The organism is Cohnella kolymensis, assembly GCF_000829465.1.
Classification (GTDB): domain Bacteria; phylum Bacillota; class Bacilli; order Paenibacillales; family Paenibacillaceae; genus Cohnella; species Cohnella kolymensis.
In genome coordinates, this window is the sequence record NZ_JXAL01000028.1 from 63046 (window position 1) to 82785 (window position 19740).

The window sequence follows — 19740 nt, forward strand, 5'->3', positions numbered from 1 at the left end:
CTTTCGATTGCTCTGAAAGGGTATGTACCACACCCGGACCGTTGTTATAACGGCAGGCCCATTTCGAAAACGGACCAGTAAGTAAAGCCAAGGAACGCAATGACCATGTATCCCCAGAACATTAAGAGATACGTCTTCTCGGTAAAGTTCAAATAACCTAGCAAGAAGAAAACGGCTGTCTGGATGAAGAATAGCAGCGACATCTCGTACATATCGCCTGCGAACGCCATTAAGGCAATTGCCAATGTCCAGAAGCCGAGCACCCGAAACATTCGTGCCATGCAGGTATCCCCCTTTGTGCTAAGCGACCGGCGATGCAGTGCATGCTTTCGGTCGTCTTTCTGTCGTTCAAGCCCATCACTACAGCATATTATACCGTTTGGACAAAGGAGTGTAAACTGAAACTCGTGACGAAATGGCAAACTTTTCGGCACGATACGCGGGCTGGCTAGGTCTCCCCGTTCTATGTAAGCAAGCTCGTGAATAATCCCTTCGGCTCCGCAGGTATAGTGATTCAAAAAATGGATATACATAGAAGTATCCGATAGATTCTATGAATTCTACTACGGGCATAGAAATGAAGCAAGCAACGTAATATACGCGAAAACCGAGGAGGGAAGGGCACCCATGACGGCTGTGAGACAAGACGCATGGAGTCCGGATGACGATTTGATCTTGGCGGAGGTTACTCTGCGTCACATCCGGGAAGGCGGCACGCAATTGTCCGCTTTTGAAGAGGTAGGGCAGCGAATCGGCCGTACTTCAGCCGCTTGCGGTTTCCGTTGGAACAGTTGTGTCCGCAAAAGATACGACGAAGCCATCGGAATGGCCAAGCAGCAGCGCCAGAAACGTAACTATTTGAAGAAACAAGGCATATCCACCCTAGCCGGCGGCGATCGTCTGATCGTGGAAGAGGGCGAAGGCGGTAAAACGGAGATGATGTCGGCGGAGTCGATGTCTCTGGAAGCGATTATCCGTTATTTGCGTCAATGGAAAAATACAGTGCAGGAAATGAGCCGTCAAATCAGGCAGCTCGAGAAGGAAATGAAGGAGAAAGACGAGCGTCTGACCGAGTACCGCGAACAGAATGAGCGTCTCTCCAAGGAAGTTAACGAGGTTCAGACCGACTATCGTGTTGTGAATGACGATTACAAGGCGCTTATACGAATTATGGACCGGGCACGCCGTCTCGCTTTCCTGACGGAAGAGCCCGATGAGGACCGCGCGAGATTCAAAATGGACGCAAACGGCAATCTCGAGCGCATTGAATAGGATAATTAAGCTCAGCTGCCCGCGGGGGACTATCCCCGCGGGCGTGCTTGGTATGGTAAGAAAAAGAGAGGAGGGAGAGGACTTGCCGACAGCTGCTGTTGTAGGCGGAGGATCGCTGGGCATGCTGCTGGCTGGCCGCCTCGCCGCCTCGGGATGCGATACGGAGTTATGGACAAGAACAAGCGAGCAAGCGGCCAGGATCAATTCCGAAGGGCTGACTGTTGAAAGTGAGACAGGACAAGCCGTTATCCGGGCAGAGGTGAAAGCCGTTCCGATCAACGAGGCGGCATTTTTTAAGAACGGTCCTATTCTATTGGCGTTGAAACAGACTGCGCTGACTCCCGATTTTTTGGAACGGTTCGCAAGAATTGTGCCTGACGACGCCACCGTGGCGCTGTTTCAGAATGGAATCGGGCATGTCGAGAAGCTGCAGCTGGCATTGCCGGGAAGAAATTTGGTGGTTGCCATTACAACGGAAGCGGCGCAGCGCATCGACTCCGTTACCGTGCGTCATACGGGCAGAGGGGAGACCCGGCTCGGTAACGTCACGGAGGATTCCGGAGGACACGATCAGGACTTGGAGGATTTGCTGAAACAGGCAGGATTTTCCGTTTCACTGTCGAAACAAGTGAGGGAAGCGATGCTGCGCAAATTGCTCATTAATGCGGTGATCAATCCGCTGACGGCCATTTTGCGGGTGAAGAACGGGGAGCTTACGCAGTCGCCGGAACGGCTGCATTTGATGAAAGCTTTATTTCTCGAAACATATGAAATTCTAACACCTCACGGTTTGGGCGATGAAGCTGAACTGTGGAACCATGTATTGCAAGTGTGCGACGCGACCAAAGCGAATCGATCATCCATGCTGCAGGATGTTTCCTTACATAAAGAGACGGAGATTGAATCCATTAACGGTCAGATTTGCCGGCTGGCGAGCGAGCAAGGGAAACCGGCTCCGTGGAATACAGCGGTGACCACACTTGTGAAAGCAGTCGATTAAATCAGGGGAGAGTATACGATGAGTGCGTTTTGGGGGTCGCTCGTTCACGCATACGCGTTCTTGGCCGTTGTGCCAGTAATCCCGTTCCTTGTAGTCTATTGGATCGTGAAAGCGCGCGGCGGTGACCGCAAAAAAGCCATACGTGCGGCAATTGACGTCACGAACGCTTTTCTCATCGGCTGCGTCGCCATGCTGCTGAACCGCCGGCTCAGTACGGACTTCGGCCTTTATTTCATCATACTGCTGCTGCTCATAGGCGGAGGGCTTATCGGGAACGCGCAGAATCGAATCCGCGGAAAAGTGGATACGGGCAAGCTGGTGCGCGGAGTGTGGAGGCTCACTTTTTTCCTGATGGGAATCATGTACTTGCTGCTGATGTCTTTGGAAATCATTCTCCCGCCCGACGTGAAATCATAGGAATCCTATATAGGCTTGGCGCGTAAAGCAACCTGCGGTTTTCGGGGTTGCTTTTTTGTTTTTCGTGGAATCATAGGAAAAAAAGTCCTGTAGTTCAATTGTCCTATAAAAGGTATAATCGAAAGCACCACTATTCTACTCGACAAAGGGGCTATACACATCATGCGCAAAACGTGGTTATTCGTTCTTGCTCTCGTTCTTGTAGCAGGAACCGTGCTCGCAGGCTGCGGCGCGAAAAATAAAGAGAACGGATCCGGCAGCGGAGCCGCTGAGCAGGTATTCAACATGAACCTGTCAACCGAGCCGCCAAGCTGATCCCGCACTCGCTCAAGACTCCATATCGTTCACCGTCCTGACGGGAATGTATGAGGCTTGACCCGCCAGGATCCGGACGGCAAAATCGTTCCGGGTGTGGCAGAAAAATGGGATATTTCCGATGACCAGAAAACATACACTTTCCATCTTCGGAAAGACGCAAAATGGTCGAACGGCGATCCTGTAACGGCACATGACTTCGAATATGCCTGGAAACGCGTGTTGAGCCCGGATCTCAATCCTGCTTCTCCTTACGCTTACCAGCTGTACTATGTCAAAAACGCTCAAAACTATAATATTGCAGCGGACAACCCGAACCATGTGAAGGATCCGAACCAAGTCGGCGTGAAAGCACTGGACGATAACACGCTGGAAGTTCAGTTGGAAAACCCTACGCCGTACTTCTTGTCCATCGTTTCCTTCTGGACGACGTTCCCTGTGCACAAATCCGCCAAGGATAACGCGGCATGGGCGGCCGAAGCGAAAACGATCGTTTCGAACGGTCCGTTCAAAATCGCCAGCTGGAAACACAGCAACGAGATTGATCTTGTGGCCAATGAACATTACTACGCTAAAGACGAAATCAAGCTGAAAAAAGTGCACTTCGTGATGGTTGCCAACGCAAGCACCGAACTGCAAATGTACAAAAAAGGGCAATTGAGCTTCGCCGGCTTCCCGACCGGAGAAATTCCAACGGAACAGATCGATGTTCTGAAAAAGACCAACAAGGACGAGCTCCGCATTCAACCGACTGCAGGCACGTACTATTACAACATGAACAACACCAAGCCTCCGTTTGACAATGTCAACGTCCGCAAAGCTTTTGCGATGGCTGTTGACCGCGATCTCTTGGTGAAAAAAGTGACCAAAGGCGGACAAGCTCCTGCGTTCGGCTTCGTACCGCCAAGCATCTTGGGCGAAAAAGACTCCTTCCGTAAGGAACATTCGGAACAAGATTTCTTCAAAGAGGATGCCGCGCAAGCGAAGCAGCTTCTCGCGCAAGGCTTGAAGGAAAAAGGCATGAGCAAGATGCCTGCCGTAACGCTGACGATCAATGAAGGTACAGGCCATAAGAAACTGGCCGAAGCGATCGCTGATATGTGGCGCAAAAAATCTGGGCGTTGAAGTGAAGATTCAGACGCAGGAATGGAAAGTGTTCCTGAAAAACCGCCAAAACCTGCAGTATGATATCGCCCGTGCCGGATGGTCTGCGGACTATAACGATCCGATGACGTTCGTCGATCTGTTCACGTCCAAAGGCGGCAACAACGATACAGGCTTTAAAAACGCTCAGTATGACGATCTCGTCAAACAAGCGTATGCAACTGCCGATCAGAAAAAGCGGATGGAATTGATGGCGCAAGCGAGAAAATTCTCATCCAGGACAACATGGCGATCTTGCCGCTGTATTACTACACCGGCGTACACTTGGTCAAACCGGAAGTTCAGAACATTGTGATGGACTACCAAGGTCAAGTAAACTTCACGCGTGCTTTTGTGAAATAACAAGCAGTGGAATTGCAGGCGGGATATTTCTTGGGCCGGGCCCGGGAATATCCCGTTTTTTTCTTGTTCTGGTAATATCTTTGAATGGAACCGAAAGCGTATTCCCTTTTACAATTAACGGGTGATCTGTAAATCCAGAAAGGAATTGATGGGCTGTGGCGCGTTATTTTATCGGGAAGTTCGTATCCCTGCTTTTTTCATTATTCATTCTCGCCACGGTTACGTTTTTCCTTATGAAAGCTATACCGGGCGATCCTTTTACGGCCGAGAAGGCCGTGCCGCCTGAAATATTGGCGAAGCTGAACGCCTTTTACGGTTTGGACAAGCCAATCTGGCAGCAATACATTACGTATTTGCAGAACCTGTTGAATTTCGATTTGGGCATGTCGATGCGGAGCCAATACCAGACGGTATCGGGCATTATTGCCGATTCGTTTATTTACAGCTTGCAATTAGGGCTGATTGCAGTCGTGGTCTCCGTCATCATCGGCGTGGCTTTGGGCTTGCTTGCGGCACTGTATTATCGTAAATGGATCGACACGGCCGCTATGATCGTGGCCGTGCTGGGCGTCTCCGTGCCAAGCTTCGTTGTTGCAGCGTTCATTCAGGAATGGATCGGCAATAAGCTGGACCTGTTGAACCCGGCAGGCTTGAACGGCCCGGCGGACTTCATTATGCCTGTCATTGCGCTGTCCGCTTTGCCTGTCGCATTCATTGCGCGGCTTACCCGTTCCTCGATGCTGGAGGTGCTGACGGCGGACTTCGTGAAGACTGCCAAATCCAAAGGCTTGCGTCAGCAGGTGATCATTATCCGCCATGCGCTGCGCAATGGCATAATGCCTGTCGTTACGTATCTGGGGCCGATGACGGCGAACGTCGTTACGGGCTCGGTGATCGTCGAGCAAATATTCGGCATTCCGGGGCTTGGACCCCAATTCGTTACGAGTGTTTCCAACCGTGACTATACGCTTATTATGGGCATTACGCTTTTCTATGCGGTTATTCTCATGATTGCGCGGTTGTTGACGGACATCGCTTACGCTTTTATCGACCCTCGCATTGAACTTACCAATAGGAAGGAGGCCGCATGATGTCGGAACGAAGCAACACAAAAGAACTGACGAAAGAGCTGTTTCGGAAACTGACCGTACGGCCGCCTGCCGATGTGGTGCTGGGTGAAAGCGTGCCGATATGGCGCGACGTATGGCGCAGGCTTCGTTCCAACCGGGCAGCGATGGCCGGTCTTGTTTTCATGATCATTGTCGTTGTCATGGCCATTATCGGTCCTATGATTTCTCCTCACGATTATTGGACGAACAGCTTGGAGCATACGAACGAGCCTCCTTCCGGAGAGTATTGGTTCGGCACGGACGATCTTGGCCGCGATATGTTCTCGCGTGTCTGGATGGGAGCCCGGATTTCTCTTATCGTGGGCTTGGCCGCAGCGGCACTGGATTTGATTCTGGGAGTCATCTACGGCGGCATCATGGGTTATGTAGGCGGACGTACGGATGAAGTGATGAACAAAGCATCGGAAATCCTGTATGCCATTCCGTATTTGCTCGTCGTTATTCTTCTGCTCGTCGTGATGGAGCCGAGCATGTGGACGATTATCCTGGCGCTGGCCGTAACCGGCTGGATTAACATGAGCTGGATCGTCCGGGGACAAATCATGCAGCTCAAAAATCAGGAGTATGTGCTCGCGGCGCGTTCGATGGGTGCCGGCGGCTCGCGAATTTTGTTCCGCCATCTGATTCCGAATACTCTGGGACCGATTATCGTCACGATCACCCTGACGGTGCCGTCCGCTATTTTCGCAGAAGCGTTCCTGAGCTTCCTCGGTTTGGGCGTCCAATCTCCTGCCGCTTCGCTCGGTACGATGATTAACGACGCTTTGGACAGCTGGACGATCTTTCCGTGGCAAATGATGTTCCCCGCAGTATTGATCAGCTTGACCATGCTTGCATTTAACGTCTTCGGAGACGGATTGCGCGATGCGTTCGATCCCAAGACACGAAAATAAATATAAATTTAGGAAACAGGGGGTGACGAAATGGAGAATATGCTTTCCGTATCGGATTTGCACGTGTCTTTCCGCGCTCGCGGGGGAGAGGTTCAGGCCGTTCGCGGCGTCAGCTTCGAGGTGAAGCCCGGCGAAGCGGTTGCCATTGTCGGGGAATCCGGCTCAGGCAAAAGCGTAACGGCGCAGAGCATCATGCGGCTGCTTGCCAGCCCGCCTTCCTATGTGAAGCAGGGAAGCATCGAATTCATGGGCCGGGATTTGCTGCGGCTCTCGGATAAAGAGATGGAGAGCGTCCGGGGTAAAGATATCGGCATGATTTTTCAGGATCCGATGACCTCCCTGAATCCGACGATGACTATCGGACGGCAGATTACCGAAGGCTTGATCAAGCACCAGGGTCTTAGCCGTTCAGCTGCCAAAGCACGTGCCGTCGAGCTGCTCTCTCTGGTAGGCATTCCGAATCCGGAAGCCCGCTACAGCCAGTATCCGCACTCCTTCTCGGGAGGGATGCGCCAACGGGCCATGATTGCGATCGCATTGTCCTGCAATCCGGCACTGCTAATAGCGGACGAGCCGACAACGGCGCTTGATGTCACGATACAGGCTCAAATTCTGAACTTGATGAAAGATTTACAGAAGCGGCTCGGCACATCGATCATTCTGATCACACATGATCTTGGAGTCGTATCGGAAGTGTGCGACAGAGTCATTGTCATGTACGCAGGACAAGTGGTGGAGACAGGGACGAAAGAGGAAATTTTCCGCAGTCCCCAGCATCCTTACACCCGCGGATTGATTCGCTCCATGCCGCACCTCGATCAGCCGAAGCACGAGAAGCTGATCCCGATTCCAGGATCGCCTCCGGATATGCTTCAGCCGCCTGCAGGCTGCGCCTTCTGCTCACGTTGTGAGCACGCGATGGAGGTTTGCCTCAATAACGACCCTGAGCTGCTCAAAGTCGGGGAGAGCGGCCAGCAGGCGAAATGCTGGCTTCACCATCCGCTTGCCAAGGAGGTGCAACAAGCATGAGCACCTTAAACGTGAAGAAATCGGCGGGCCCTCTGCTGGAAGTAAACGGGCTAAGCAAGCATTTCTCAGTCGGCAAAGGCCAGACTTTGAAAGCCGTCAACGATTTGTCCCTGACCGTGCAAGCGGGTGAAACCCTTGGCGTCGTCGGTGAATCCGGATGCGGGAAATCGACGGCCGGACGGACCATTCTTCGCTTGTATGAGCCGACTGCAGGGGAGACCAAATTTGAGGGCACGAACATTTACAAGTTAAAAGGTTCAAAGCTAAAGGCGATGCGCCGGGAGATGGCCATGATTTTCCAAGATCCGTACGCTTCCCTTAACCCGCGGTTCTCAGTCGCCGATATTATCGCCGAACCTCTTGATATCCACGGCCTTGCCGGAAGCTCCAAAGAGCGGAAGAAAAAGGTCGAGTCGCTGCTCGAAATGGTCGGCTTGCGTGCGGAGCACGCGAACCGCTTCCCGCATGAGTTCTCCGGCGGACAGCGGCAACGGATCGGGATTGCCCGCGCTCTGGCGGTAAATCCGAAGTTTATCGTCTGCGACGAAGCGATCTCGGCATTGGACGTTTCCATTCAGGCTCAAGTTGTGAACCTGCTGCAGGAGCTTCAGGATTCGCTCGGGTTAACGTATCTCTTTATCGCGCATGATCTGTCTATGGTCAAGCATATCAGCGACCGGGTCGCCGTTATGTATTTGGGTCACCTGGTAGAGCTGGCGGACAGCGAAGATTTGTATGCCGATCCGCGTCATCCTTATACGCAGGCGCTGTTGTCCGCGATTCCCTCAGTGGAAACCGGCACAGAGCAGCCTAAGGAACGCATCGTGCTGACCGGCGATCTGCCAAGCCCGATTAACCCGCCGAGCGGCTGTCCGTTCCGTACGCGCTGCCCGCTCGCAACAGAGAAATGCGCTGCCCAAATGCCGGAATTCCGTGAAGTTTCCAAAGGACACTGGGCTGCTTGCCATTACGCGTAAAACCGTCAAAACCGTTTAAAGCAATTGCTTTAAGCGGTTTTTTCACGTTTTATTGCTTTGACGCAGTTTCTGCACTTGTGTAAAATCAAACGTGATGGCATTTCGACAGATCGGGGGAACTTTCCCGTTGAACATTGCACCGTTAATAGAAACGAACACAACCTCCTTAGCCGAACGTTATCGGCTGGGAGATAAGACGGCATGTGAGCTTTTCGGCTTACATCCGTCTCAGGAAGAGCATTGGAAGCGGAGAGCCGCTTTTCTGGACGACACGGGATCGGCTCGCGCCGACCGCTATTCACTCGCTCAAGCACTTGGCGTTTATCAAACGAAGCTGCCTTATTACCCTCAAGCGGAGCAATCCCTGAGACGGCTCGCGGAGCCGGGCAGCCTCGTTGTCGTCGGCGGACAGCAGGCCGGATTGTTCGGCGGAGCGCTGATGATCTACTATAAGGCGCTGACGGTTATCCAGACGGCGCAATATGCGGAGAAGCTGCTGGGCCGGCCGTCGTGCCTGTCTTCTGGATCGCAGGAGAAGACCACGATTTTGATGAGGCGAACAACGTCAACATTCAATCGGCCGACGGCAGCGTGAAGAGAATCCGCATCGAGCGTCCGGCGGGCCCTCGGCTGGCAGTAAGCAGAACGGCGCTTACAGCGGAGCACTGGAGTCAGGCGCTGCAGGAGCTTGCCGCGCAGCTGCCGGACACGGAATTCAAGCCGGCCCTGCTGGAACGGCTGCAAAGTCACGTTTCAGATGCGCCTACGTTAAGCTTGGCCTTTGCCCGTTTGCTTGCCGATTGGTTCGGCAGCCAGGGACTCGTGCTGATGGACGCGGATGATCCGAATGTCCGGGCTCTAGAAGGACCGATGTTTAGGGATTTGATCCAAAGCAACGATGACCTAGAACAAGCGCTGAGAACCGGAGAAAGCCGGGTGACGGAGCGGGGATTTCCGCTGCAAGCCGAAACGGCGCCGGGAAGCGCGAATTTATTTTTGCATCATGAACAAGGCCGGCTGCTGCTCTTTAAGGAAAATGGAGTTTTTACAGACCGCAGGGGCTATGTGGCGTTAACCGCCGAGGAAATGCTGGAGCTGACGGAGAGTGCACCTGACCGGCTGAGTACGAATGCGCTCACAAGGCCGTTAATGCAAGACTACTTATTTCCTGTGATCGCCTCCGTCCTGGGACCGTCTGAACTCGCTTATTGGGGAGTGCTCGGGCCGGCATTTGCCCAATTCAATATGTCTTTGCCGATTCTGGTTCCGCGTCAATCGTTCACTTATCTGGAACATAATGTGGCGAAGCTGCTGGACAAATATCGTTTGTCCGTGGAAGAGGCAATGTCAGAATGGGAGCAGCGGAGAGCGCAGTGGCTGAACATGCAGGACCAATGGAATCTCGAAGGACAATTTCAGCAAGCGAGAACTCAATTTGTAGATTTATATACGCCCGTGATGGAGACGGTATCGTCTATGCAGCCCGGGCTTGCCAAGTTGGCCGAGAACAACCGGGATAAAATTTTGGAGCAAATCGCTTACCTGGAATCCCGTTCTCTGGAGGCACTGGCCCAGAAGCATGAAGCGTCTCTTCGGCAGTGGGATCGGATTCACGCGGCTCTTTCCCCTTTGGAGAAGCCTCAGGAAAGGGTTTACGGCGCCGTTCATTACTGGAATCGTTACGGATTGCAGTGGCTGGCGGGGTGGACCGAAGTTCCCTATGAGGTGACCGGCGGGCATCGGCTCGTACAAGGATTGGCTTCTTCATAGAATGAAGTGGAGGAACGACAAGATGAAAACAACTTTGCAAAGTATCGTCCGCGATCCGTCGCTGGCGCCGGAAGGAAAGCTCAAAATCGACTGGGTCCAAGCCCATATGCCGGTACTGAACCGTATTCGGGAACAGTTCGAGCGCGATCAGCCTTTCAAAGGGCTGCGTGTCGCAATATCGCTTCATTTGGAAGCCAAAACGGCTTATCTCGCAAAAGTGGTACAAGCGGGAGGAGCAGAGGTTGTCATTACAGGCAGCAACCCGCTGTCGACGCAAGATGATGTCTGTGCCGCGCTTGTAGAAGACGGTATTGCCGTTTATGCCAAATACAATCCCGACCCTCAGGAATACAAGGAATTACTGGTCAAAACTTTGGAGACAAAGCCGGATCTGATTATTGACGACGGTGGAGACCTTGTGTCCATCCTTCACTCCGAGCGGCAAGATTTGATCGGCAAGATCCGCGGCGGCGCAGAGGAGACCACAACCGGTATTCTGCGCTTGAAAGCCATGGAGAAGGACGGCTCGCTGAAATTCCCGATGGTTGCCGTCAACGATGCCTATTGCAAATATCTTTTCGATAACCGTTACGGTACGGGTCAGTCCGTCTGGGACGGCATTAACCGTACGACCAACCTCGTGGTTGCGGGCAAGACCGTTGTCGTCAACGGATACGGATGGTGCGGTAAAGGCGTAGCCATGCGGGCAAAAGGATTGGGCGCAAACGTAGTCGTAACCGAAGTTGACGCGATTCGAGCGGTGGAAGCGTACATGGATGGCTTTACGGTACTGTCCATGGATGAAGCGGCAAAGGTCGGAGAGTTTTTCGTCACCGTCACCGGCAACAAGGATGTCATCCGGGGCGAGCATATCGCGAACATGAAAGACGGAGCCATCCTCTCCAATGCCGGTCATTTCGACGTCGAGGTGAACTTGGTAGAGCTGGCCGCTATGTCCGTCTCCAAACGAACTGTGCGCCGCAACATTGAGGAATATCAATTGAAGGATGGCCGCAAGATTTACGTTCTGGCGGAAGGCCGCCTCGTGAACCTGGCCGCCGGCGACGGACACCCTGCAGAGATTATGGATATGACATTCGCCCTGCAAGCTCTGTCCCTCCGATACGTCAACGATAACTACGAAAAAATCGGCAGCCACGTCGTCAACGTCCCTTATGAGTTGGATGAACAGGTAGCCCGCACAAAGCTGGAAGCACTCGGCATCCGCATTGACTCATTATCCCAACAGCAAAAAGATTACCTGGACAGCTGGACCGCCCATTGAGGCTGGCTGCCCCCGAATCCCGCTCGCTTAACCGCGAAGCGGGATTTCTTTATATAGCTGCTCCAGCCGCCTTATGGCCATTATCCCTCTCGCTCAGATGTAGCTGCTCCAGCCCCCTTATGGCCAGTATCCCTCTCGCTCAGATATTGATGTCACGCAACACAGGCACTCTTGTTTTAGTAAGCTCTTATAGTCATTGAATATGTTCTCGATCGAAATCAGCTGCAGAGAGTCACCTGATTGGACGGGATATTGGACAGAGGTTTGGAGATCTGTTGTGCCTCATGACTGACAGGGATAGTGCACATAAGGCAGCGAAAACGGTACGGAACTGAACGAAGGGGATAGTGCACATAAGGCAGCGAAAACGGTACGGAGACTGAGAGAAAGGGATAGTGCACATAAGGTAGCGAGAACGGTACGGAGACTGAGGGAAGGGGATAGTGCACATAAGGTAGCGAAAACCTGTACGGAGGCTGAGGAAAGGGAATAGTATACATAAGCTGACGAAAATGGTACGGAGACGGAAAACAGTACGGAACTGAACGAAGGGGATAGTGCACATAAGGTACTGAAACCGGTACGCAGACTGACGGACAGGGATAGTGCACATAGGTGCTGGAAGTACCCCGCCCGGCGGGCAGAGGCAGGAAACTTTTTCCTCCCATTCTTCGTCTATTGGTCAGATAGCCAAAGATGGGGGAGATTTAGATGAAGGGGACGGGAAAGCGGGGATTATGCAGTGGCTTGATTAGTGTTTTGACAGCGGTTGCATTACTGCTCATAATTGCGGCGTGCTCTAGCGGCCAAGCAGACAACAGCGGGGCGAATGCCGATTCGGCGCCGGCTGTGGCGGAGAAATCGATAGCTGATCAATCGGGTGATTCGTTGCAATTCTCTGAGAATCAAACGGCGGCGCCTGCAGCGCCCTCATCTTCTCCGGAGGCACCTGCGGCAGGCAACGGCGAAACCGATTCCAACACGAACAGCGGAGGGGGAGTCGGCCCGATTGCCGATGCCAACGCGGGATTCGACCGCCAGGTCATCTATAAAGCAAACATGGTCATGAAGGTAGAAAAATTCTCCGCTGCTCAAGAGCAGCTTTTGGCTGCCATACATCAAAGCGACGCCTATGTGCTTCAATTTTCCGACACCCACAATAACGATGAAAGGGGCGCCACGTACGTTATTAAGGTGCCGTCCCAAGGATTTTCACCTTTTCTGGAGAGACTCGGTAAAATAAAAACACTGGACTCCCAGCAGCAAATGGAGGGCACAGATGTAACGGAAGAATTCGTTGACCTGGCAGCCCGTCTGAAAGCAAAACAAGCGGTTGAAGCCCGCCTGCTCGCTTTTATGGACAAAGCCACTAAAACGAGTGACCTGATCAGCTTTTCCAACGAGCTGGGGAATGTGCAGCAGGAGATCGAGCGGATCAAGGGGCGCCAGCGTTATTTGGAACAGAACGTTGCCTATTCGACCGTAAGTCTTCGTCTGTATGAGAGTTCCGATCCTGTCTCCATACTGGAGGAAAAGGAGAAAAACTTCGGAGAGCGTATCTCAGACGCAATGTCCGGCAGCACGAAGGCGTTGAGACAGTTTGGGGAAGGATTGGTCATCGTACTGGCGGCTTTGCTCCCGGTCATCGTGCTCGCAGCGATTATCGCCGTTCCTGCGTTTCTGGTTATACGTAACAGAAGGTCTGCACGTAATGAAAACGCCAAAGAAAGAAGAAAATTATGGAATACTCCAAACGTCAATATGTCGAATAATGAGGAAGATCCACCTAAAAAGGCGGAAGATAAATCAGCAAATTCGGACGATTAAACTACAAATTCCAAACGGAGAGCAACTAAATTAATCCCATAATATTTTCGAAAATCCTGCTGACATAAGCAGGATTTTTATTTTATGCCGCGAATAATCATCATAAGTGGTTCAGAGTGGTGCAAAGTGGGGAAAGATGGGGGAGGTGACAAGAGCTTATGTTTTTAGGGGAATTTCAACATAGTATTGACGACAAAGGTCGAATTACGATACCGGCGAAATTCCGCGAAGCTCTTGGCACCGACTTTATCGTCACCCGTGGGTTGGACAACTGCTTGTTCGTCTATCCCCGCCAGGAATGGGCCGTACTGGAACAGAAAATCAAGGCGCTGCCGTCGATGGCCGCCAACGCAAGGGCTTTTTCGCGTCTGCTCTTCTCCGGCGCATCCGAATGCGAGTGGGATAAACAGGGAAGGGTAAACGTGCCGAATCACTTGCGGGAGTATGCGAAGCTGGATAAGGATTGCGTTGTTATCGGAGTGTCCAGCAGAGTGGAGATTTGGGATAAGGCCGCGTGGCAGGAATATTCCCTCCAGTCGGAAGGCTCCTTCAATGAAATTGCGGAGAAGCTGGTCGATTTCGACTTTAATTTCTAACCTGCTTACACCTTATTACCAAATACATAAAGAAGAAACACGGACCCATCTATCGGGTGCCGGGAGGCAAGAATCATGTTTCACCATGTTACCGTACTGAAAGAGGAAGCAGTCAAAGGGTTAAACGTCCGACCGAAAGGCATCTATGTCGATTGCACCATGGGCGGCGCCGGACACAGCGAACAGATCGCCGCGCTGCTCGGGCCGCAAGGCCGACTGATCGGCTTGGACCAAGACGAAGCCGCGCTGGCGAATGCGCGGGAGCGGCTTGCCCCCTACAGCCAGGTGGTCACCTTGGTGAAGAGCAACTTCCGGCATCTGAAGGAGGCACTTCGGGAAGCCGGAGTGCCGGAAATAGACGGAATGCCCCGAGTTGACGGTGTATTGTTCGACCTGGGGGTGTCCAGCCCGCAGCTTGATGAAGCCGATCGCGGCTTCAGCTACAACCAGGATGCGGAGTTGGACATGCGTATGGACCGCGATCAACAACTGACCGCCAAGGACATCGTTAACGGCTGGGATGAACGGGAGATCGCAAACATTCTGCGTGACTACGGAGAAGAAAAATTCGCACGAAGAATAGCAGGCAACATCGTCAAGGCAAGAGAAAAAGCGCCAATAGAGTCCACCGCCGAACTTGCGGAACTGATTAAAACGTCCATTCCTGCGGCAACCCGGCGAACGGGCGGACATCCCGCCAAACGTTCTTTTCAAGCGCTGCGCATCGCCGTCAATGACGAGCTCGGCGCATTCCGCGACGCGCTCGAGCAAACGATCGACTGTCTGAATCCGCATGGCCGCGTCGCAGTCATTACGTTCCACTCGCTGGAGGATCGGATCTGTAAACTGGCTTTTAACAAAGAAGTTGCCAGCTGCACTTGTCCGCCGGATTTCCCCGTATGCGTATGCGGAGGAGGCAGCGGCGGCCGGCTCCGGCTGACGCCCCGCAAACCGATATTGCCGTCAGAGGAAGAGCTCGAGCTAAATCCCAGGGCAAGATCCGCAAAACTTAGAATCGCCGAAAAAACTCGACACATCGGGTTCTTGATAGAGCTTAGAGGAGGTACATGTACAAATGGCTTATTACGGCAATCTCGCGCTTCGACCTGAACGCGCACCTGAAGAAACAGTCCGAAAGACACAGCGGCAATCGGCTAAAGTAGTTCGTCGGCGCCAGCTTCCTATAGGGGAAAAACTGTTATACTTATTTACAATAGCGGTGGGTATGATCATCGCGACAGTCATTATTTTCCGCTATGCGGAGATGTATCAGATGAACGGCCAGCTCCAGAAAATCAATGGACAGTACGAACAGACGACGCTGCAGATCAAGGAAATGCAAAGAGAAGTGGAAGCGCTCAGCGACCCGGCCAGGATCAAGGCTATGGCCAGCGCGCAGGGTATGGTGCCGATCGATCAGCAGCAAGGTTTTACGGTAACGTCTAAAGATGATCATACCGCTGTGGCCATGAAGCCATAGGGAGTGTTCGGGAAATGAAAGGATTTACTTATGACCAAAAGGATTAAATTTCGGACGCTGCTGATGGGGGGGTTAATCACCCTCCTTTTTGTCGGATTGATCATTAAGCTGTATTGGGTGCAGGTGGCGAATGCAGCTTTTTGGGCGGATCATGCGCGGAGTAACTGGGTAACCAGAGAGAAGATCCCGCAAGAACGCGGTATGCTGCTTGATCGGGACGGCAAGGTGCTGGCTGCCGACGCGGCGGCTTACACGGTTGCAGTCGGCCCGAAACAGATCGCCCTTTTGGAGAAGGAAAATCCGGATTGGAAGCTGACCGAGCGAATCGCAACCAAGCTGAATTCCGTATTAGGTACATCCAAACAGAAGCTTATCGACAATATCAACTCCAAAAATACAGACGGAACCTATCGGGTGCAACGTGAAATCCATCCGGACGGCTGGAAGATCGATAAGGCGGTCAGGGACAAGCTGGCCGATTTCCGCGCAGAATTGCAGAAGCTGACGGGCAAAAAAAACGTCGGTCTTTATTTCATTGAGGATCAAAAAAGGTATTATCCTAACGGTACTCTCGCCTCTCACATTCTCGGATACGAGAATAAGGAGGGTAATGCGATCATCGGGCTGGAGAAACAATTTGACAAAGACTTGCGGGGCGAAGCGGGTTCCATCATCTATGAAAAAGACGGTAATCGAACGCAGCTGCCGGACGGTAAAGTGGAAGTCAAGCAAGCGGTGCACGGCAAAAATATTAACTTAACGATAGACCGCGACATTCAATATTATATTGAAGAAGCGCTGCGCGCAGCTTACGAGGAATACAATCCGGTGAGCATTACGGCGATTGCTGCGGATCCGAAGACGATGGAGATTCTCGGCATGGCCAGCTTGCCGGACTTCAATCCGAATAAGTATTGGGAGACGAAGGACCAGGTGTCTTTTAAAGACAACGCCCTCCAATCGGTATACGAACCGGGCTCCACCTTCAAGATCGTAACGCTTGCGGCCGCTGTGCAAGAGGGTATTTTCAAGCCTAACGACACGTACAAGTCCGGCAGTATCAAAGTAACGCCTAAATCGAGACCTATTACCGATCACAAGCGGGACGGCTGGGGAGAAATCACCTATCTGGACGGGCTCAAGCATTCCAGTAACGTGGCATTTGTCAAGCTCGGCTATGAGCAGCTGGGCGCCGAGAAGCTGAGGAAATATATTGATGCGTTCGGTTTCGGGCAAAAAACCGGCATCGAAATACCCGGCGAATCGCAAGGCGCGATAAGATTCAACAATAAAATCGCAATAGAGGTAGCGACAGCAGCATTCGGACAAGGCCAGGTTCTCGTAACCCCGATTCAGCAAGTGCAGGCGGTGGCCGCCGTCGCTAACGGCGGCAAACTCATGCAGCCGCATATTATTAAGTCTATCAGCGACCCTATGACAGGCGACAAACAAATTACCGAACCTAAAGTGATCCGTGAGGTAATCTCGGAATCCACTTCCCGCAAAGTCGGCGAGTATTTGGAACAAGTCGTAAGCGACCAGAAGATCGGTACAGGCAAACATGCGTATATACCCGGTTACAGGATTGCAGGTAAAACGGGTACCGCGCAAAAGGTTATCGACGGCAAGTATTCGGACGACCGGTATGTCGTTTCCTTCATCGGGTATGCGCCGGTAGAGGATCCGAAGATCGTTCTGTACGTCATCGTCGATGAGCCGGACATCCCGGCTGCAGGCGGCGGCTCGGTCGCCGCGCCGATTTTCAAGAAAATCATGGGTCAATCCCTGCTGCATCTAGGCATTTCGCCCAGCATGCCGGATGTATCCCTGACGGCGGCTCCGACACCTTCAAAGGCAGCGCAAATTACAGCGACTGTTCCCGATGTGACGGGCATGACGGTTTCCGCTGCGAGCAAAGAGCTGAAAGGCCGGTCTTTCAATGTCGGAGCGATCGGCAAGGGCAACAAAGTGCTCCAGCAGCTGCCGAAAGCCGGCAGCGTGATGCCTGCTTCACAGCAAATCTATTTGCTTACAGATACGAAGCCCGGCAATGTGCCCGATCTGAAAGGACTGTCGCTCCGCGATGCGCTCGAGATGTGCTCTCTGCTGCAGACGCCGTGCACAGTTGAAGGAAAAGGATACGTCATTTCACAAAAAACGGTGAAAACGGCAGGGAAGCTGACCGTGCAGCTCACGCTGGCGCCTTCCGGCTCGTCCGGCGGGTGAGGGCTTGTTCTAACCCCCTTTGTCCGAGAATAGTCTGGAACTAAGCCAAAGCAGGTTCCGACGTTCTCGCTTAAGGGGGTTGTTTACGTATGAAAGTTTCGCAGGTAACAGTCCGCAAACGTTTGTATGTCATGCTGATCCTGGCCGTTGTCGCCTTTATCGCGCTGGTCATTCGGCTTGGCTATGTGCAGCTCTGGATCGGAGGGGAGATTGCCAAGAAGGCTGAGGATTCTTGGCGGCGCGATATTCCGTTCCAGGCCAAACGCGGGGAGATACTGGACCGCAACGGAACGCGCCTTGCTTATAATGTCAGTTCGCCGACGATCCTCGCGATTCCGGTGCAGATCAAAGATAAGCGCGGGACGGCGCGTACTCTGTCCCAGCATCTCGGCATGTCCGAAGAGCAGCTTTTCAAGCTCGTATCCAAAAGAGAGAAGAATGTAGAGCTCAAGCCCGGCGGCAGAAAACTGACAACCGCAAAGGCGCGTGAAATCCGAGAGCTGAAGCTGCCTGGAATCGTCGTGTCGGAAGACAACAAACGATATTACCCGTTCGGAAGCCTGGCGGCGCATGTGCTTGGCTTCACCGGAGCCTATAACCAAGGGCTGACAGGGCTTGAGCTGCAATATGACGAGCGATTGACCGGCCTGAAGGGCAGCGTGTCTTATTTGTCGGATGCGGCAGGCAACTTCATTCCCAATACCTCGGATACATACCAGCCGCCAAAAGACGGTTTATCGTTGCAGCTGACCATCGATCAGAAGGTCCAATCCATCGTCGAGCGGGAATTGGATCAGGCGATGCTGCAGCATCAGGCCGACAGTGTCATTGCGATCGCGATGAACCCGAATACCGGGGAAATCTACGCGATGGCCAGCCGGCCGACCTACCAGCCGGACAAATACCGCGAGGTGCCGGTAGAAGTCTACAACCGCAATCTACCGATCTGGATGACCTACGAGCCGGGATCCACCTTCAAGATCATCACGCTTGCTGCGGCCGTGCAGGAAGGCAAGGTGAATCTGGAGCATGAGCATTTCTACGATCGCGGATCGGTCGAAGTCGGAGGCGCGAGGCTTCGCTGCTGGAAAAAGGGCGGGCACGGCAGCCAAACGTTCCAAGAGGTCGTGGAAAACTCGTGCAACCCCGGCTTTGTCGCGCTCGGTCAGCGGCTGGGCAAAGAGAAGCTTTTTTCGTATATCAACGACTTCGGCTTCGGTAAAAAGACCGGTATCGACCTAAAGGGCGAGGAGAACGGAATTCTTTTCAAGCTTAACCGGGTTGGTCCGGTAGAACTCGCTACCACCGCTTTCGGGCAAGGAGTTTCCGTCACGCCGATCCAGCAAATCACCGCGGTGTCGGCTGCCATCAACGGTGGCAAGCTGTTCAAGCCCTATGTGTCCAAATCGTGGATTCACCCGGAAACCCGGACGGTGCTGGAAGAGACGAAGCCGCAGCTCGTGCGCCAGGTCATTTCTCCTGAAACATCAAAGATTGTAAGAGAAGCTTTGGAGAAAGTGGTCGCGCAAGGAACCGGACGAAACGCGTTTCTGGACGGTTACCGGGTAGGCGGCAAGACGGGTACCGCGCAAAAGGTCGTTAACGGCCGGTATTCGCCTAACGAGCACATCGTGTCATTCATCGGATTCGCGCCCGCCGATAAACCGGAGCTGATCGTTTACGTCGCGGTCGACAATCCTCAGGGCATCCAGTTCGGAGGTCTCGTAGTCGCGCCGATCGTACGCGCGATTATGGCGGATGCTTTGCCGTCTTTGGGCGTTGCGCCCCGGACCAAACAAGTGGAAAAAGAATATAGATACGGGGATACCCCGATTGTGACCGTACCGAATCTGGTAGGCAAGACCGTATCGGACATTTACGAGGATATGAATATGAACTTTCAACTGGCTTCGACAGGCAGCGGGAAAACGGTCATCCGGCAAGCTCCGGCCGCAGGAGCACGGGTCGAACGGGGCTCCGTCATCCGAATCTATCTCGGCTCAGAAGAGTAAAGTAT

15 protein-coding genes and 2 pseudogenes are annotated in these 19740 nt (G+C 52.9%); 16 read left to right on the forward strand and 1 reads right to left on the reverse strand.

What is annotated here, in order from left to right:
- Nucleotides 1-44 precede the first annotated feature (44 nt).
- A complete protein-coding gene (locus SD71_RS18575; protein ID WP_041066569.1) occupies nt 45-281 on the reverse strand; it encodes a DUF2626 family protein in 237 nt (78 codons plus the stop codon).
- A gap of 346 nt (nt 282-627) precedes the next feature.
- Between SD71_RS18575 and SD71_RS18580 the strand changes: the two genes are divergently transcribed.
- From SD71_RS18580 to SD71_RS18655, 16 genes and pseudogenes are all read left to right on the forward strand, one after another.
- Entirely contained in the window at nt 628-1272 is a 645-nt protein-coding gene (locus tag SD71_RS18580) for an RsfA family transcriptional regulator (RefSeq protein WP_041066571.1), read from the forward strand.
- Between the two features lie 82 nt (nt 1273-1354).
- A complete protein-coding gene (locus SD71_RS18585; RefSeq protein ID WP_041066573.1) occupies nt 1355-2272 on the forward strand; it encodes a ketopantoate reductase family protein in 918 nt (305 codons plus the stop codon).
- A gap of 18 nt (nt 2273-2290) precedes the next feature.
- Complete coding sequence (locus SD71_RS18590; protein ID WP_041066575.1) at nt 2291-2689, forward strand: DUF3397 domain-containing protein; 399 nt, start codon at nt 2291-2293, stop codon at nt 2687-2689.
- Between the two features lie 162 nt (nt 2690-2851).
- Nucleotides 2852-4510, forward strand: a pseudogene (locus SD71_RS18595) (peptide ABC transporter substrate-binding protein).
- A 155-nt stretch (nt 4511-4665) separates the two neighbouring features.
- Nucleotides 4666-5601, forward strand: coding sequence for an ABC transporter permease (locus SD71_RS18600; RefSeq protein ID WP_041066577.1), 936 nt, complete (start codon nt 4666-4668; stop codon nt 5599-5601).
- A complete protein-coding gene (locus SD71_RS18605) occupies nt 5601-6533 on the forward strand; it encodes an ABC transporter permease (protein ID WP_082034340.1) in 933 nt (310 codons plus the stop codon). Before SD71_RS18600 ends, SD71_RS18605 begins: the two co-directional genes overlap by 1 nt.
- Before the next feature lie 30 nt (nt 6534-6563).
- Nucleotides 6564-7562, forward strand: coding sequence for an ABC transporter ATP-binding protein (locus tag SD71_RS18610; RefSeq protein WP_041066581.1), 999 nt, complete (start codon nt 6564-6566; stop codon nt 7560-7562).
- A complete protein-coding gene (locus SD71_RS18615; protein WP_041066583.1) occupies nt 7559-8539 on the forward strand; it encodes an ABC transporter ATP-binding protein in 981 nt (326 codons plus the stop codon). The genes SD71_RS18610 and SD71_RS18615 overlap by 4 nt, the downstream gene beginning before the upstream one ends.
- 94 nt (nt 8540-8633) lie before the next feature.
- Nucleotides 8634-10309 (forward strand): annotated as a pseudogene (gene bshC / locus SD71_RS18620) (bacillithiol biosynthesis cysteine-adding enzyme BshC).
- A gap of 22 nt (nt 10310-10331) precedes the next feature.
- Nucleotides 10332-11594, forward strand: coding sequence for an adenosylhomocysteinase (locus SD71_RS18625; protein ID WP_041066585.1), 1263 nt, complete (start codon nt 10332-10334; stop codon nt 11592-11594).
- Between the two features lie 711 nt (nt 11595-12305).
- Complete coding sequence (locus SD71_RS18630) at nt 12306-13421, forward strand: DUF4349 domain-containing protein (protein ID WP_052476408.1); 1116 nt, start codon at nt 12306-12308, stop codon at nt 13419-13421.
- Between the two features lie 158 nt (nt 13422-13579).
- The gene (gene mraZ / locus SD71_RS18635) at nt 13580-14017 is read left to right on the forward strand and encodes a division/cell wall cluster transcriptional repressor MraZ (RefSeq protein ID WP_041066587.1); all 438 of its coding nucleotides are present in this window, start codon (nt 13580-13582) and stop codon (nt 14015-14017) included.
- Between the two features lie 75 nt (nt 14018-14092).
- A complete protein-coding gene (gene rsmH, locus SD71_RS18640; RefSeq protein ID WP_200889623.1) occupies nt 14093-15127 on the forward strand; it encodes a 16S rRNA (cytosine(1402)-N(4))-methyltransferase RsmH in 1035 nt (344 codons plus the stop codon).
- Nucleotides 15093-15497, forward strand: coding sequence for a cell division protein FtsL (gene ftsL, locus SD71_RS18645; protein WP_041066589.1), 405 nt, complete (start codon nt 15093-15095; stop codon nt 15495-15497). The genes rsmH and ftsL overlap by 35 nt, the downstream gene beginning before the upstream one ends.
- Nucleotides 15498-15527: 30 nt before the next feature.
- Nucleotides 15528-17723, forward strand: coding sequence for a penicillin-binding transpeptidase domain-containing protein (locus SD71_RS18650; protein ID WP_041066591.1), 2196 nt, complete (start codon nt 15528-15530; stop codon nt 17721-17723).
- Between the two features lie 89 nt (nt 17724-17812).
- Entirely contained in the window at nt 17813-19735 is a 1923-nt protein-coding gene (locus SD71_RS18655) for a stage V sporulation protein D (protein WP_041066593.1), read from the forward strand.
- The last annotated feature ends 5 nt before the right edge of the window (nt 19736-19740 follow it).